The sequence below is a fragment of the Ancylobacter sp. Lp-2 genome (assembly GCF_020523795.1).
GTDB lineage: Bacteria > Pseudomonadota > Alphaproteobacteria > Rhizobiales > Xanthobacteraceae > Ancylobacter.
This window is the reverse complement of record NZ_JAJALI010000005.1, coordinates 179,032-195,456: the sequence shown is the minus strand read 5'-3', so window position 1 is coordinate 195,456 and position 16,425 is coordinate 179,032. Positions and strand designations below refer to the sequence as shown.

General features: G+C 70.9%; 5 protein-coding genes. 1 reads left to right on the top strand and 4 read right to left on the bottom strand.

The window, feature by feature from the left end:
* Position 1 precedes the first annotated feature (1 nt).
* From LGR54_RS14415 to LGR54_RS14400, 4 genes are all read right to left on the bottom strand, one after another.
* Entirely contained in the window at positions 2-1,387 is a 1,386-nt protein-coding gene (locus LGR54_RS14415) for an aminotransferase class I/II-fold pyridoxal phosphate-dependent enzyme (protein ID WP_230362689.1), read from the bottom strand.
* Positions 1,384-8,763, bottom strand: a complete 7,380-nt coding sequence (locus LGR54_RS14410; RefSeq protein WP_230362688.1) for a type I polyketide synthase — start codon at positions 8,761-8,763, stop codon at positions 1,384-1,386. Before LGR54_RS14410 ends, LGR54_RS14415 begins: the two co-directional genes overlap by 4 nt.
* A 321-nt stretch (positions 8,764-9,084) precedes the next feature.
* The gene (locus LGR54_RS14405) at positions 9,085-10,101 is read right to left on the bottom strand and encodes a hypothetical protein (protein WP_230362687.1); all 1,017 of its coding nucleotides are present in this window, start codon (positions 10,099-10,101) and stop codon (positions 9,085-9,087) included.
* A gap of 260 nt (positions 10,102-10,361) precedes the next feature.
* Entirely contained in the window at positions 10,362-11,021 is a 660-nt protein-coding gene (locus LGR54_RS14400) for a class I SAM-dependent methyltransferase (RefSeq protein ID WP_230362686.1), read from the bottom strand.
* Positions 11,022-11,140: 119 nt separating this feature from the next.
* Between LGR54_RS14400 and LGR54_RS14395 the strand changes: the two genes are divergently transcribed.
* Positions 11,141-16,390 carry a glycosyltransferase family A protein gene (locus tag LGR54_RS14395; protein ID WP_230362685.1) on the top strand — a complete coding sequence of 1,750 codons (5,250 nt, stop codon included), beginning with the start codon at positions 11,141-11,143 and terminating at the stop codon, positions 16,388-16,390.
* Positions 16,391-16,425: the final 35 nt, after the last annotated feature.

Genomic DNA, 16,425 nt, shown 5'->3' with positions numbered 1-16,425 from the left:
CCTAGCGCGCGCGGGCGGCACCGTTTCGCTGGGCCAGCAATTGCGTGAGATTGGCAATCGACAGGCCGGCTTCGGCGAGTGCCTGCTTTTCCTCGGCCAGCACGGCGACGGCGTGGTCGATGTCCTCGCGCGTGTGCTCGCTGGAGACGAAGAAGCGCAGTCGGGCCGAGTGGTTCGGCACGCCCGGCGGCAGCACCGGGAAGGCGTAGACGCCGCGCTCCAGCAGACGTTCCGCCAGCAGGATGGTCTGGAGCGCGTCGCCGATGATCACCGGCACGATGCCGTAGCCCCAGGCGGGCCCGTGGTCGAGGCCGTGCTCGGCGAGACGGGCGATCATGTGATGGCCGTTCGCCTTGAGCCGGGCGAGCCGTTCCGGCTCGCGCAGCATCACCGCCAGCGCGGCATTGGCGGCGGCGGCGGTGGCGGTGGGCATGCCGACGCTGTAGACGAGGCCTGCCGCGCCGAATTTCAAAAGGTCGACCAGTGCGCCCGAGCCGGCGACATAGCCGCCGCAGCTCGCCAGCGATTTCGACAGCGTGCCCAGCCAGATGTCGATGCGCCTGGGGTCGACACCGCACTGCTCGGCGATGCCGCGGCCGGTGGCGCCGAGCACGCCGAGCCCATGCGCGTCGTCCACCATCAGCCAGCAGCCATGGCGCTCCTTGAGCTCGACCAGCGCCGCGAGGTCGGGGCCGTCGCCGTCCATGGAGAACAGCCCCTCGGTGACGATCATCACATTGTCGAAGCGCCCGCGCTCGGCGGCCAGCATGGCGTCGAGCTCGGCGAGGTCGTTATGCGCGAAGCTGCGCCGCGCCGCGCCCGACAGCCGCCCGCCGACGACGATGCAGTTGTGGATCCAGGCGTCGTGCAGCAGGAGGTCGTTCGGTCCCAGCAGCGCGGCGATCGACGACACCGCCGTGGCGTGCCCGCTGACGAACACCACCGCGTCCTCGGCCTCGTAGAGCGCGGCGAGCGAGCGCTCCAGCGCCGCATGCACCGGCCGTTCGCCGGAGGTGATGCGGCTGCCCGACACCGAGGTGCCGAAGCGGGCGATGGCGTCGGCTGCGGCCTGCGACACCTCGGGATGGCCGTTCAGGCCGAGATAGTCGTAGGAGGTGAAGTTGAGCACCTCCCGGTCGTCGATGCGGGTGAAGCGCCCGGCCTTGGCTTCGTGGACGCGGTAATAGGGGCTCTTCACCCCCAGCATCTCGCTCACCGCCTTCTGCTGCGCCATGGTCTGGAAGGCGGCGAGCTGGCTGAAGCCCTTGGCCTTGGCACGCTGGGGCGCGGCGGCGGGCGCCTCCGCGGTCTTGACCGAGCGCATCTGGGCGATGAGTGCACCGACCTGGCCCTGCGAGAGCCGGCCCGGCGTGTCCCGCTCCGTCATGTCAGGCGTTCTCCGCTGTAATCGAGCTGGGCGATGGCGGCCGCGGTGCTCTCGGTCTCGCTCGGCGCCAGGCTGAAGGATTCCAGCTTGGCGGCCGCAATGGCATCGGCCTCGGAGGCAACCTCGGCGGCCTCCTGCCCGTCGCCCTGCAGCAGCGGCAAGGCCTGGACGACGATGTCCTCCACCGTGCGGTCGCTGATCGAGATGATCGGCAGCTCGATGCCGCAGCTCTGCTCCAAAGCGAGCCGCAGTTCCAGCGCCATCAGCGAATCCATGCCCATCTCGCCCAGCGGCCGCTTGATGTCGACCGCTTCCGGCGCCAGCCGCAGGATCTTGGCGATCTCGCGCCCGATGGCTTCGCCGAGGATCTGCTTGGCTTCCGCTTCCGACTTGCCGGCGAGCCGGCTGGCGAAATCGACCTCGCCTTCCTCGAAGTCCCGGCTTTCCCCGCCGAGCAGGCCGGCGAAGGTCGGGGAGGTGAGGATGGCGAGCTTCTCCGCCACCATGGAATGGCCGATATCGGCGAAGAAATGCACCGGCCCGGCCCTGTCCTGGTCGGCGAGCAGCCGGCCGAGCTGGGCGAGGCCGTCGGCCGAGGTGATGCCGTTGACGCCGGTGGTGCGCCGCAGCCGCTCGGCGAGTTCGGCGTCGCGGGCGATGACGCCGGTGTCGGAGATCGCGCCCCAGCCGATGGCGAGGCCCGGCAGGCCTTCCTGCCGGCGCCGGCGCGCCACGCCTTCGAGGAAGGCGTTGGCGGCGACATAGGCACCCTGTCCGGGGCTGCCGATCAGCGTCGTCGCCGAGGAATAGACGACGAAATAGTCGAGCGGTGCCGCCCGCGTCGCCTTGTCCAGCGCCAGCACACCGGCGACTTTCGGCTTCAGCACCGTGTCGAGGCTCGTCGGGGTGAGGCTGGACAGCATGCCGTCCTCCAGCACCAGCGCGGTGTGGACCACCCCGCGCAGCGTGCCGAAGCGCGCCCTGAGGTCGCCGACGAGCGCCTCCACGGCCGTGGCGTCGGTCGCGTCGAGCGTATAGGCCGAGAACGTCACGCCGCGCGCCGCAAAGGCGGCGACGGTGTCGGCGAAGGCCGGGTCGATCACCCCGCGCCGCGAGGCGACCGCGACATGGGTGGCACCGCGATCGGCGAGCCAGAAGGCGGTGGCGAGGCCGAAGCCCGCCGTGCCGCCGACCACCAGATGCACGCCATCGGCGGCGGCGCGGAATACGCCGGCATCCTCCGCGCCGGCCCGCGCCGGCTGGACGATCAGCTTGCCGAGGTGCTCGGCGCTGCGCATCAGGTGCAGCGCGTCCGCCACGTCGTCGGCGGCGAAGCGCCGATAGGGCAGCGGGCGCAGCGAGCCGTCGGCGAGATGGGTGCCGAGCGCGCCCATGATACGGGCGACGCTGTCGGTGTCGTGCTTCAGCAACTCGTCGAGGTCGATACCGAAATAGCTGAGATTGTGCACGAAGGGGCGCAATTGCAGCGTGGTGTTGTTGAGATAGTCGCGCTTGCCGAGTTCGAGGAAGCGGCCGAACGGACGCAGCACCCGGACGCCCTCGCGCATCGCCTCGCCCGACAGCGAGTTGAGCACCACGTCGACACCGCCGATCTGGGTCAGCGCGTCGACGAACTCCAGCGAGCGGGAATCGAAGGCCTTCTCGGCTCCCAGCGCGCAGGCGAGCGCGCGGCGCGCCGGCGTGCCGGCGGTGGCATAGACCGTGGCGCCGCGCCGGCGTGCGATCTGGATCGCCGCCATGCCCACCGCGCCGACGGCACCGTGGATCAGCACCCGGTCGCCGGTGCGGAGCCGTCCGGCTTCCTCCAGCGCGTACCAGGCGGTGGCGAAGGCCACCGGGATGGTGGCGGCTTCTTCCAGCGACAGGCCGTCCGGCACCTTCTGCACATGCGCCGGCGCCGCGACGACATGCGAGGCGAAGGCGCCGGAGGTGAAGGCCATCACCCGGTCGCCGGGCGCGAAGTCCCGGCAGTCCGGTCCGACCCTCGTCACCGTGCCCGAGCATTCGAAGCCGAAGGCCGCCCGCGTCAGTCCGCCGGAGAGCAGGTCCTCGTCGAGGATGCCGAAGGCGACCATCACGTCGCGGAAATTGAGGCCGGTATAGGCGACCTCGATCTCGACGGCGTCGCCTTCCGGCGTCGGCCGCGCCTCGAGGCTCCAGGCGACATCCTGCGTCGACAGGGCGTTCTTCGGCCGCAGCACCGCGCGCGCCGTGTCGGAGACCGGGCGGAGGCGCTGGCGGGTGCCGCGCCGCGCCCGCGGCACGTAGACGCCGGCATCGCCGATGCGCAGCTCGGTTTCCGGCGAGTTCTGCAGCAGCGTCGCGGCGAGGTCGAGAGCCACCGTCGCCGGCGCCACCCGCGTATCGAACTCGACGACGCGGATGTCGATCATCGGGAATTCGTTGCGGGCGACGCGGGCAAAGGCGCGCAGCGCATGCGCCGTCGCCAGCACCTCGCTCGCCGGTGGCTTGCTCGCCGCCCGCGGCTCCGTCGGCTTCGGCTCCTTGCCGGCGCCGACCGGCAGCGCCAGCCAGTAGCGCAGGCGTTCGGTCTTGGGGGCAACGGCGACGAGAGCGGCCACCAGGTCGAGCAGCCGCTGCCTCAGCGCGTCGCTGGCGCGGGTGGCGGGCAGGCTGGTGTCGATGAAGTGCAGCAGGTCGGTCGCGTCGCCGAGATCGGCGTCGTCGAGCCGCTCGCCGGCTACGCTCACCTCGGCGAGATCGGCGAGTTCGCGCAGCACCGCCTGCGCGGTGGCGCCGGTCGCGCCATGAACGAGGATCGCCACCGGGGCGGCCGGTTCGGCCTCCTTGGGCGCGATCCGGCCCGTGGTCAGCCGGGTGAAGCCGTCGCCCCATTCCGGCAGCGCGTCTTCGACGCGGAACTGGTCGCGCAGCAGCCCGATATGGAACGCCGCCCGCTCGCCGCCCGGCTCGCCGGGCCTTGGCTCGTCCAGCAGGCCGGCAAGGCCCAGCAGCAGCTCGGCCACCGGGTCCGGTGTCTGCGCCAGTTGCGCCACCAGGCCGCCGGCCTTCACGCGTCGGGCGGCGGCGCGGGTCGCACCGGCCTCGCCGCCGAGCAGCAGGTCGAAGCGGCCGCCATTGCCGTCCGTTTCGGTGAGGTCGACATGGCCGAGCGTCAGGCCACGGCCGTGATGGGCGAGGAAGGCGTCGAACGCCTCGCGCTTGTCGGTCGCCAGCGACAGCAGGATGGAATCGTTGCGCAGATACGGCACCAGCAGGCGCCAGGCGCCGAGATCCCAGGGCTGCGCCCACAGCACCGCGAGCGGCGCCGGCGCGCTGGCCTTCACCGCGGCGGCGAGGGTGGCGGCGAACCGCTCGCGGCCGGCGGCGAAGATGGACAGCTCCGCCTTCACCTGTTCCTTCTGCGAGGCGGTCAGCGTCGCGGCATGCGCGGTCGCCTGTCCGCTGCGGGCGGCCGGTTCCAGATGCGCCAGCGCGTGCGCGGCGAGGATGATCTCGGCCTGAGCCGAAGGCATGCCCTCGACCATGGCGGCGAGAATGGCTTCCGGCTCCGGCAGGTCGAGCCGGCCGTCGCGGGCCTCGAACTGCTCGACCAGCGCGGCGATGCGGCGGGCGAGCGGCGTGGCGGTGAGCTCGGCGACGCCGTGCGGCGCGGTGCCCTCGCGTTCCAGGAAGCGGCGCGCCAGCGACAGGGTGAAGGCCTGCAACAGCAGCCAGGCATCCGGCGCCGCCGCGTCCGTCGCGACGATGGGCAGCCCATGCGCGAGGTCGAGCACCGGCGGCGCGGCATGGGCGAGGCTCATCACCTCGTCGAGCCGCAGCACGCGCTGGTCAGCGCTGCGGCGCGACAGCACCACGGCGCGCAGATAGACGCCCTCCAGCAGCGCGACGATCTCGCCATCCGGCGCCAGCAGGGCGATGTCGACGGTGGTGGAGGTGCTGGTCTCCACCGTGCGCCGCACGATCGCCTTGCGGATCGGGCTGTGCGGCTTCAGCACGACGACCGAGCGCAGCCGCACCGGCAGGTCGCAGCGTACCTCGCCCTCGGCGGTGGCGGCGCGGGAGAGCAGCAGCCCGTGCAGGCTGGCGTCGAAGCCGGTCGGGTCGAGCACGTGCTCGGCGGCGAAGGCACCGAGCGGCAGCTCCCCTTCGTTCATGTCGACGATCTGGGCGTCGGCATCGCGGTCGAGGCGGATGACACGGGCGAAGCTGGGGCCGTAGTCCAGCCGGGCGGCGCGGGTGGCGTTATAGACTTCGCGCGCTCCCGAGAGCGGCTTGCGCGCCTCGCCGGGGCCTTCCGGCGGCAGCCCCGGCGTGCCGGTGAAGGCCAGAACCTGCCCATGCGCATGGCGCACCCAGTCGTCGGAGGAGAGCCGGCGGCGGCTCCAGATCTCCACCACCCCGCTCTCCGGCGTGTAGCGCATGGAGATTTCGCGCATCACCTCGGGCGGGAGGCTCATCGGGCGTTCGATGTCGAGGTCGCGCACCGCCAGCGGCACCGCGCCATACACGTCGCGGCCGACCGCGAGGATCATCTCCAGATAGCAGGCGGCGGCCATCAGCGGCGTGCCGTCGACCACATGGTCGGCGAGATAGGGCAGCATCTTGGTGTCGAGCGACTGGCGCCACTCATTGGCGCCCTCGGTGACGCGCGAGCCGATCAGCGGATGCCGCCGCTGGCCGACGGTGAAGTTGGCGCCGAAGAACTTCAGCCGCTCGGAGGTCTGCGGCAGCGAGTGGCGCGAGCGCTGCCAGGGATAGAGCGGCAACTCGGTGGTGTTGGCGGTCTCCTCGCCATAGAGCGCTGCGGTGTCGACCTCGGCGCCGCGGGCGACGAGGCGCGCGGTGATGTCCCAGATCGGGTCGGCGGCGCCCTCGTCGTCACTGAGCCCGGCGACGGCTTCGCCCGGCTTGTCGAGCGCCTTCAGCGTCTCGGAGATCGCGCCGGTGAGGATGGGGCGCGGCGACACTTCGAGGAAGAGCGAGGCGCCGAGCTCGGCGGCGCGTTCCACCGCGGCGGAGAACAGCACCGGCTGGCGGATGTTGCGCCACCAATAGCCGGCATCGCAGGCCGCGCCGTCCATCACGTCGCCGGTGACGGTGGAGATGAAGGGCAGCGTGCCGGAGAGGGCATGCAGGTCGCCGAGATCGGCGATCATCTCGGCCTCGAGCGGGTCGAGCAGCGCCGAATGGAAGGGGTAGTCGAGGTCCATCAGGATCACCGGGATGCGGTCCTGCCGCATCCGCTTCTGGGTCACCTTGATGTCCTCGGCCGGGCCGCTCAGCGTCACCGAGGCCGGCCCGTTCACCGCCGCGATGGCGACGCGGTCGAGCCCGTGGCGGTCGAGGAAGGCCTGCACGTCGGCAGCGCCGGCGGCGGCGACCGCCATGCGGCCCTGGCCCTTGATCCGCTCCTGGTGAAGGCTGCGCAGATGGATGAGGCGCACCGCCTCCGCGAGGTCGAGCGCGCCGGCCGCCCAGGCCGCCGCCACTTCGCCGACGCTGTGGCCGAGCACCATATGCGGGGCGATGCCCTGCGCGCCCAGCGCCGTCACCAGCGCCGACTGGATGGCGAACAGCAGCGGCTGCGCGGTCGAGGTTTCCTTCAGCTTGGCGGCGAGGTCGTCGGCGTCGAGACGCTCGGCGATCGACCAGCCGGCCAGCGGCGCGAACAGGGTATCGATCCGGTCGATATGGGCGCGGAACACCGCGTTGCGCGCATAGGCGCGTCGGCCCATGCCGGCCCATTGGCAGCCATTGCCGGAAAACACGAAGGCGGTCTTGCCGTCCGGCCTGGCATCGCTGCCCTTCGCCCCGGTCTTCACGGCGGTGCCCCGCGCGCCGAAGGCGGGTGCCCCGCCATTGCCGGCCTCGCGCAGCGACTGCACGACGTCATCCGTCGCGCCGAGCGGGATCGCCAGCCGGTGCTCCATGGCTTCGCGGCGATGCGCGGCCGCATTGGCGAGCGCCGACAGCGGCACGCTCTCGCGCTCCACCGCGTCGGCGTAGCGCAGCGCCAGCGCGGACAGCGCGTCCGGGGTCTGCGCGGAGATGGTGAGCATCTGCGCCGCCGGGGGCTGCGCGGCGCGCGCGCCCGCCGCTTCCTGCGGGGTGGGGCCGCGCAGCACGATATGGGCGTTGGTGCCGCCGAAGCCGAAATTGCACACGCCGGCCAGCAACGGCTCGTCGCCATCGTCGAGCGCGATCGGCTCGGTGGTCGGAGCGAGGTTCAGCGCCGCGAAATCGATGTTCGGGTTGAGCTCGTCGAGCATGGCGGTGCGCGGCAGCCAGCGCTTCTGCAGCGCCATCGACGCCTTCAGCAGGCCGACGAGGCCGGAGACTGGTTCGAGATGGCCGACATTCGACTTGGCCGAGCCTATGGGCAGCGGCCGCGAGCGCTTCTGTGCGATGCCGGCGCCGATGGCGCCCGCTTCCACCGGGTCGCCGACCGGCGTGCCGGTGCCGTGCGCCTCCATGAAGGCGAGGCGGTCGACGTCGATCCCGTGCTCCTCATAGACCGCTTCGAGCAGGGCCTGCTGGCCCCTGGCCGAGGGCAGCGAGATACCGGTGGTGCGGCCGTCGGAATTGATGCCGGAGGCGACGATCACCGAGCGCACCGCCTCGCCCTTGGCGCGGGCATCGGGAAGGCGGCGCAGCACGATGGCGGCGAAGCCCTCGGAGCGCACATAGCCGTCGCCCTTGGCGGAGAACGGCCGACAGCGGCCGGTCGGCGAGAGCATGCGCGCGGCGGAGAAGCCGATGAACGGCGCCGGGGAAAGCAGCAGGTTGGCACCGGCGACCACGGCGAGGTCGATCTCGTCGTCGCGCAGCGCCCGGAGCGCCTGGTGCAGCGCCACGAAGGACGAGGCGCAGGCCGCGTCGATGGTCATGCTGGGGCCGGACCAGTCGAAGGCGTAGGAGACCCGGTTGGCGATGATCGACAGCGAGTTGCCGGCGATGAAATGGCTCTGGATCGCCGCGAGGTCGACCGAGGTGTGGGTCTGGTAGTCGACATTGGAGGCGCCGACATAGACGCCGACGCCCTTGCCGCTCAGGCGCGAGGGCACCATGCCGGCGCTTTCCAGCGCCTCCCACACCACTTCGAGCAGCAGCCGCTGCTGCGGGTCGATCTGTGCCGCCTCGCGCGGGGAGACGCCGAACACGCCGGCGTCGAAGCCGAGCGGGTCATCGAGATAGCCGCCGGCGAAGGTGTAGCTGTAGCCGGGAGCCGGGCCGGGATGCAGGAAGCGGTCGACGTCCCAGCGGCCGACCGGCTTGTCGGAAACGGTGCACTCGCCCTTGGCCAGAACATTCCAGAATTCGTCCGGCGACTGCGCGCCCGGGAGCCGGCAGGCATATCCGAGGACTGCCACTTCAGGCTGAGATCGATTGACGCCACGAGCCATCCAGCCGCTCACTCTCTAGTACCGAACAACGGACGCTTCGCCGCGGAAGAACGTCTCCGGATCCCTCCCTGCCATCGAGCAGATCGCCCCCGCAACTTCACACCGCATTTCCGCGCCCCGTAGAGACCATATAACATCGACGGCAACGCACCAGTCTTCCGCGGCCTGAACCCGCGCCTCCTGTGTGCCGACAATCAAGATCCGTGCCGCTCGCCCGGCCTGTATCCATCCTTCGCAAGCCTGAAAAAGCCCCGCAACGCGTCTTCGGTGCGTCGATACCGGGTCGCTTCAGGTGGCAGGATCCGCCAGCAGCCGCCGCAATACCAGCGCGTTGATCGCCTTGAAGCGTTCCGGCGACAGCGCCTCGAACACCTCCGAACGCATGCGCCCGGACGGGAACAGCGTGTCGCGCGTGGGTGGATCGGTCATCATCGCGAAAATCTGCGCATTCGCTGCTGCAAAACAATTCATGAACGCCGCCATCTCCGAAGCCGGGATCCAATCGAGATCCGGGCGCCGCGGAAACTCATCAATATGCTGTCCAATATCCAACAAGACGCGTGCGATCGACGCCAATTCCCGCCTCGACAGCCCGGTCATGTTGAGCTGGCGCTTGAATTCGACCAGCTCAATAGGGAGGCTTTCGTTGAATTCCGCGATCTTGTCAATCTTGCCTATTTCGATACCAATATGATGGAAGAAATCGCGGACCAATTCCCCATCCTTGGCCAGATCCTCGAAAATAGCAATATCGACAATTTTAAAGTACTTTTTGAACAGATTGATCTGTTCGAGATATTGGAAAAACGGTAGTCGGGTCTTCAGGAACTGGCGGAAATCCTGCTTCAAGTGCTTGGCCTTGACGTTCTCCTGATACAGTGATCGGGAAAAATCATCCTGCCGCCGCAGCACGATCAGGATTTCCGGCTCCAGCGGCGCCGTCACTTCCGCCAGTCGCGCGATATAGGCTTCGCGTGCGGCCCAGTACTCGGCGCTTCCCTTGGGTTTCTCGGGAATGAGATGGCGATAGATTGGCTCGGCGCTGATCAGCACGTGGCTGGCGCCGTCCGCTTGCCGGCCGATCTCCGTCACGAACTCGCCCGCCTGCTCGAAGGAGAGCGAGGACAATGTTCCCGCCACCGCATGGGAAAAATCGTGATGGGCGGGCTGCCGCTTCAGGCCGATCAGGTCGAAGCCGGGATACCACAGGCCGATGGCCCGCAATTCGCGCGCCCGGCGGGCGGCGAAGTGCTGGATGGTGGTGGTCCCGGTCTTGTGGGTTCCCACGTGCAGGATGGTCCTCATCGCACGCTCCAGAAACGGGAAAGTCTCGACAAATCGTTGCCATTCCTGTCGGTGCGCCGGGAATTCCCCCGGAATGTCCCGCCGGTTGGGCGGGAGCGGGCGGGGATGCGAATGGCGCGCGCAAAATCACCAAGGATCGTCTGTAGGATACCGAGGCTGTTTAGAGAGGATGCGCGGATCCTGCAAGCCGAGCGTCCCGCAAGCCGAGCGCCCCATGGCTGGCGGCGGCGCGCCGGGCCACGCCGTCCAGCCAGGCCGTCTTAGCCGGGCGGTGCCGGCCGGGGCCGTGTCCGCTTCGCCGGCGGGTCGCGTTCGAACGCGACGAAGCTGGCAAAGGTGGTGTTCAGGTCGTTGAATTCGTCGAAAGGGTAGGGGTTGGCCGGACGGTCCACCACCCGCCAGGCCGGCCGTTCGCGGGCGACCCAGCCGCTGAACCAGCGGTGGCGGATATGCGGCACATGGCCGGGCCGCTCCCAATCCGACGCATAGACCAGCACGTGACGCCGCGCCGAATCGAACAGCCGGCGCATGTAGCCGTCATAGATGTCGTCCTCGACGAGGTGGTAGATCACGTCGAGCGACAGCGCCAGATCGTGCTCCGCCTTTGCCGGCGAGCCGGTCGCGTAGGTCTCGAAGCGCCAGCCCAGCCGCGTGGCGTAGCGCTCGCGGCAGAGGTCGACCGCGGTCGGCGAGACGTCGAGCCCGAGATAGCTGCGTACCCGCAACGGTTCGATCTGATAGCCGTCGCCGCAGCCCAGATCGATGACGCTGCGAACGGCATTCAGCCGGATGAAGCGGTTGATGAAGGCGGCCTTGTAGTTGGCGAGCAGGCCGCGTGAGCCGGCGCCGGAATGGCCGCCGGTGGCATAGCGCCGTTCCCAATAGGGCCCGGAGGAGAACGCTGCGGCGTCGTCGGCCATGATGCCTCCTGCGTTGCGTCTCGGCGTCGAAGAACGCGGCGCGGCCGGCGCGGTGCCCGGCTGCTTGGTTCTGTCGCTGGCTGTTGCTATAGCTGGCAGCGGCTTGCGGGGAGTTGTTCATGCTGATTAAGGGTGATGTCAACGGTGTCCGGCCCTCCGGCGAGATTTGGGGCTGGCTGCTCGACGCTGATTCTCCCGATACCACGCTGATCGTCCGCGTTTCGATCGCTGGCTACGAATTCGAGATCCCGGCGGACGTGCACCGCCCCGACATCGCCAAGGGCTTCGGCGGCCACGGCAATCACGGCTTCGTCTTCGTGCCGCCGCCGTCCATCCCTCCCGGCCAGCATGAGGTGGAGATCGCCGCCGCGGCCGACGGCTCCATCGTGCCGCGCGGCCAGTTCGCGCTCAATGTCGGCGAGCGCGACGGGCGCCTGCGGGCGCGAATCGCCACCTTCACCGCCGAGCGCATCACCGGCTGGGCCTATGATTCCGAGGACCTCGCCCAGTCGCTGGTCCTGCAGATGTTCGTCGACCATAAACCGGCAAAGGACGTCGCCTGCGACGTCGTGCGCAAGGATGTCGACGGCCAGGCGGGCAACGCGCTGCGCGTCGGCTTCCACACCGGTCTGCCGCTGGAGTTCTGGGACGGCGAGACGCACCGGCTGACGCTCAAGGAAAGCCGCACCGGCCGTCTCATCCACGATGGCTGGCTGCGCACCGATCCGACAAGGATTCTCGTGCAGGGCCGGGCCCTGCATGGCGAGGTCGCCGAATTCGCCGCCGCCGGCATCTCCGGCTGGGTGACCGACATGGGGCGCCCTTTGACCGTCGAACTGGAGATCGACGGCATTCTCGTCGCCCGGCAGGAGGCGGACCAGCCGGTGCAGCTCGACCGGCGGCGCAATGCCGGCTTCCGCTTCAACGCCCTGCCGGCCGCCATCTTCGACGATGCCGAGCATGCGGTCGCGGTCCATGTTCTGGCCGGCGAGCGGGCGGTGCTCGGCGCCCGCAAGGTGAAATTCGCCAAAGCCGACGCCCCCCGTCTCGTCGGCGAGGTCGAGACGGCCGATGCCGGCCGGCTGGCCGGCTGGGCCATCGAGGCGTCGGCGCCGGAACTGGCGCTGGAACTCAGCCTGGTCGTCGATGGCGTCGAGGTGCAGACGGTCGTCACCCGTCCCGGCGGCGAGCCGCGCGGGCGGTTCGAGTTCGCCCTGCCGGCGGGCGCTGCCGTCGACAACTGGCTGGCGTCGCGGATCGAGGTCGCCAATCTCGCCCGCGGCCTGACCTTGGCGCTCGATGGCCGCAATCCGGTGGTGGAGAGCCTGCGCGCCCGGCTGGAGCCGGCGGCGGGCGGCGGTCATGCTCTGGTGCTGACCTCCGGCGCGCCGATCCCCGCGCGGGTGAAGGTCGAGCTGCTCGAGGACCAGGCGGTCCGCCACAGCCTTGAACTCGCGGTGGCGGACGACCCGTTCGCCGCTCGCGGCGGTGTGGGCCGGCTCGACGCCGACAAGGTGCTGGCCCGGCTCACCCATGTGCGGATCGGCGGGCATGCGGTGCCGCTGGCCGGCGTCCCCGGCGTCGCCGAGACGGCAACCCCGGCGCAGGGATCGCCCGGCCGCTCGCCCGGCGCGGCGCTGCCGACGCTCGACCCGCGCGTGCGCCGGCGTCTCAGCGACCTCGCCCGTGGCGAGGTGGCGCCGGAAGGCGACGCGGCGCGGCCGGACTATGCCGGCGTCTGGCGTTTTGCGCCGCCCGCCATCGTCGAGGGCTGGGCGGTCGATCTCGCCAATCCGGCCGATCCGCTGGAAATCGAGCTGCTGATCGACGGCACGCCGGTGCTGCGCGGTTTCGCCAGCCAGCCGGTGCAGCCGCGCGAGGCGCAGTTCGGCTTCGAGCTGCCGGTCGGCTTCCGCTTCGACCTGTCCAGCCTGAACCTGCGCAAGGCGTCGCTGGCGCTGGTGGAGGCGCGGGTGGTCGGCGGCGGCACGCTGGTGCCCGGCCGGCCGCAGGTGGTGGATCTCGCCGGCATCCGCGTCGCCGTCGGCCGCGTCGGCGAGATCGATGCTCTCGTAGCCGCCGGCCGCGTTGCCGACGCCTATCTCGTCGCTCGCTCGATTGCCCGCGGCGGCGGCCGTGCCGCCCTGCACCGCTTCCTGGCGCTGGATTTCGCGCTGCGGGCGCGCTGGCACGATTACGAGGCCTTCCTCGCTTCCTGGGGCGAGGGCGCCTCGCGGGCCTTCCTTACCGTGCTGCAGGATGCCTGGCGGCTGCGGGTGGTGGAGGGCAAGCCCGATAGCGTCGATCTCGCCGCCCGTGGCGAACTGCCGGCGGCCTACGCGCCGCTGCTGGCGGCGGTCGCCCCCGCCGCGCCGCTCGATCCCGGCGTCGCCTTCGACGCGGCGGCGCTCTGGCTGACGCTGGAGCAGCTGTCTTCGGCGGAGGAGGGGCCGTCGGCTCCCGGCGAGGTCGCCGTGGTGGTGCCGCGCGCCGCCCTTGGCGAAGAGGAGCGGGCGCATCTCGTCGCGCTCGCCGGGCTCGGCTGTCGGGTGATCTCCGCCGCCGAGGCTCCGGCGCAGGATACCGCCGCGCTCGCCCGCTTCATCGAGGCCTCGGCGAAGGGCGCGCGTTGTTTCGTGGTGTTGCGCGAGCCGCGCCGCCTGCCGGCGTCGGCACTGGGCTACTGGCCGCGCCTCGCCGCCACCGGCGGGACGGGCATCGCTTCGCTCATGCGCTTTGCCGATGCGGCGGCCAATGCCGTGTCGACCGGGCTGCTGCCCCGCGAACCCGACGCGGCGGTGCGCATCTGCGCCGATTCCGCCACCGCCGCTGCGGCGCTGGTCGATGACGGCGCCGCCGCCGCGCCGGTCGAGGCATGGGACGGGCCGGAGTTCCCGGTCGGCCTCGCTCTCGCCGTCGAGGCTGCTTATGCCGAGCCGAGCTGCGTGGTCGTGCATGATGTCGGCCCGGAAGTCGCGCTGACGCTGCCGGCCGGCGCCCGTGTCGTCGCAGCGGGTGACGACGTCGCCGCCACTCTCGCCGGGCTCGCCGGGGATGGCCTGCCGCCGGCGACACCCGTCGTGGTGATGAGCCGCCAGTTCCAGTATCCGCCCGATTATGTGCCGCGCTGCCGGCGCGAGTTCATCATGGCGGGCGAGCGCTCTGTGGTGACCAGCGCGCTGCGCTACGCCCCGGCCTCCGGCGAGTTCACGCTGACCGCCAACTCGCCGGTGCCGACCGGCTTCCTCGGCCTGCGCGCGCGCGGCTGCTACCGGCTGTCCGATCTCGTCGCCACCGACCGGCGCTTTCCCGGCGCCGCGGCCGCCGGGCTGGTGATGGCGAGCGAGCACCCGTTCCGGCTGGTCGGCGAGGGCGATTCCGCGCTGGCGCTGGTCAATGACGCCACCGCCCGGCCGCTGTTGCGGCAGTTCGCGCAGGACGTCACGGCGCGGGAAATGGGCTTTGCCGCCCATGTGCTGGAGAACTGGGCCGGCGCGGCCGAATCCGTCGGCATGATGCAGCCGCCCAGCCCGGCCGATGATGTCGCGCTGGTCAGCGCGCTGGGGCTCGGCCTGGAGGCCACCGCCGAGCGGCGGCAGGCGGCGGGCTTCTTCCCCCGCCTCGAGGATTGCGCCCGGCGTGGTCATCTCGCGGTGGTCGAGGGCTATCTGCGCGCCTGCCTCGCCCAGCCGGCCGAGCTGCTGCGGCTCGACGACGAGGCCCTGCTCGGCCTCATCGGCTGCTGCAAGGCGCTCGGTCTGCAAGTGGAGGCCGGCCGGGCGCTGCATCTCAACGTCGCCGCGCTGGCGGCGCGGTCGCCGGATCTGGTGCTGCCGCTGTTCGAGATCGTGGCGACGGCGCTGCCGCCGGCCGACGTCACCGCGGTCTTGATGGCGGCGGCGTCCGACATCCTGCCGCAACCGCAGCCGCGCGCGGCTGCCCGGCTGGTCACCGCCTGCCGGCGCTACGCCTCGCCGCTCACCATGGCGCTGCTGGTCGGCATGATCGAGCGCTCCGGTCATCGCGACCTGCTCGGCGATGCCGATGTCGCTGCCACCGTCGGGGCGGCGCTGGCCGGCGGCGAGGACACGACGCTCGGCGCCCAAGACGAGGAGGGGGCGGCGGTACGCTTCACCCCGCCGCTGGTCGACCGGCTCATCGCCGCGCTGCTGGCCGGCGAGGCGGATCGCTTTGCCCGGCTGCTCAACATCTATTTCGCCGAGCGCCGCGATCCCGGCCGGCTGCTGGCGCAGCTGCGCACCTACACCTACGAGATCACCCGGCTCGGCGTTCCCGCCGGCGCGGTGCGCTACCCTCCCGACGCGGCGCCGGAGCAGATGCTGGCGCTCGCCATCCTGCTCGACGACCAGGTGGCGATCCGCCATCTCGACGGCGCCCGCCTCGACAGCCTCGAATCCACCAACGACCCGCACGGCATCGTCGCCGCCAGCTACCGCCACAACATGAAGCCGCTGGAGCGGGCCTTCGCGCGCTGGGGGCTCGACCACGGCGTCGCGCCGCTGTCCTTCGCCGGCGACAGCATCGGCGCGCTGTTCGAGAACTTCGCCGGTCAGCCGCTGCCGCCGGCCGCAGTGGTCGACCATGGCCGGGTCAGCGTCATCGTCACCGTCTACAATCCCGAGCTGCCGCTGCTCGCCGCCGCGCTGGAGTCGCTGACGCGGCAGACCTACCGCAACCTCGAGATCATCCTGGTCGACGACGCCAGCGACGAGGTGGCGTCGGCGGCGATCGAGGAGCTGGCGGCGCGCGATCCGCGCATCGTGTTCCTGCGCCAGTCGCGCAATGGCGGCCCCTATGCCGCCCGCAACCGCGCGCTGGAGGTCGCCATCGGCGACTTCATCGCCATCCATGACGGCGACGACTACGCCCATCCCCAGCGGCTGGAAGTGCAGGTCGGCGCGCTGGCGCGCTCGCCGATCCTCAAGCTGTGCACCACCGCGCATCTGCGCATCGACCGGCTCGCCCGCCTGCAATTCGAGCACACGCTCGACCTGCTCGGCGACGGCACCATGACCTCGCTGTTCCGCCGCGAGGTGTTCGAGGTGATCGGCGGCTTCGCGCCGGTGCGTTCGCGTGGCGACGTCGAGTTCCGCGAGCGGCTGGAGGCGGCCTATGGCGCGCATGTGCATGTGCAGGTCGGCTGCCCGCTCACCTTCTGCTACGCCACCCCGGTAAGCCTCTCCAACGCCGTGGCGCGCCGCCTGCCGGAATATCTCGCGCTGTTCCGCGAGGCGTTCGACCGGCGGGTGCGGGTGCCGGTGCTGGGCGGGCAGCGGGTGGCCGCGACGGCCGATGGCGTGCCGATCCCCTGGCCGCTGCGCGCGGAAAATCGGCTGGCGCAGGGTTAGCCCCGTGCGCGCCCCCGCCCGTTCAGCATGCCCCG

Excerpts from the sequence above, each read along its gene's own strand:
- LGR54_RS14415 (WP_230362689.1), bottom strand. The coding sequence starts at position 1,387 with ATGACGGAGCGGGACACGCCGGGCCGGCTCTCGCAGGGCCAGGTCGGT.
- LGR54_RS14405 (WP_230362687.1), bottom strand. The coding sequence starts at position 10,101 with ATGAGGACCATCCTGCACGTGGGAACCCACAAGACCGGGACCACCACC.
- LGR54_RS14400 (WP_230362686.1), bottom strand. The coding sequence starts at position 11,021 with ATGGCCGACGACGCCGCAGCGTTCTCCTCCGGGCCCTATTGGGAACGG.
- LGR54_RS14395 (WP_230362685.1), top strand. The coding sequence starts at position 11,141 with ATGCTGATTAAGGGTGATGTCAACGGTGTCCGGCCCTCCGGCGAGATT.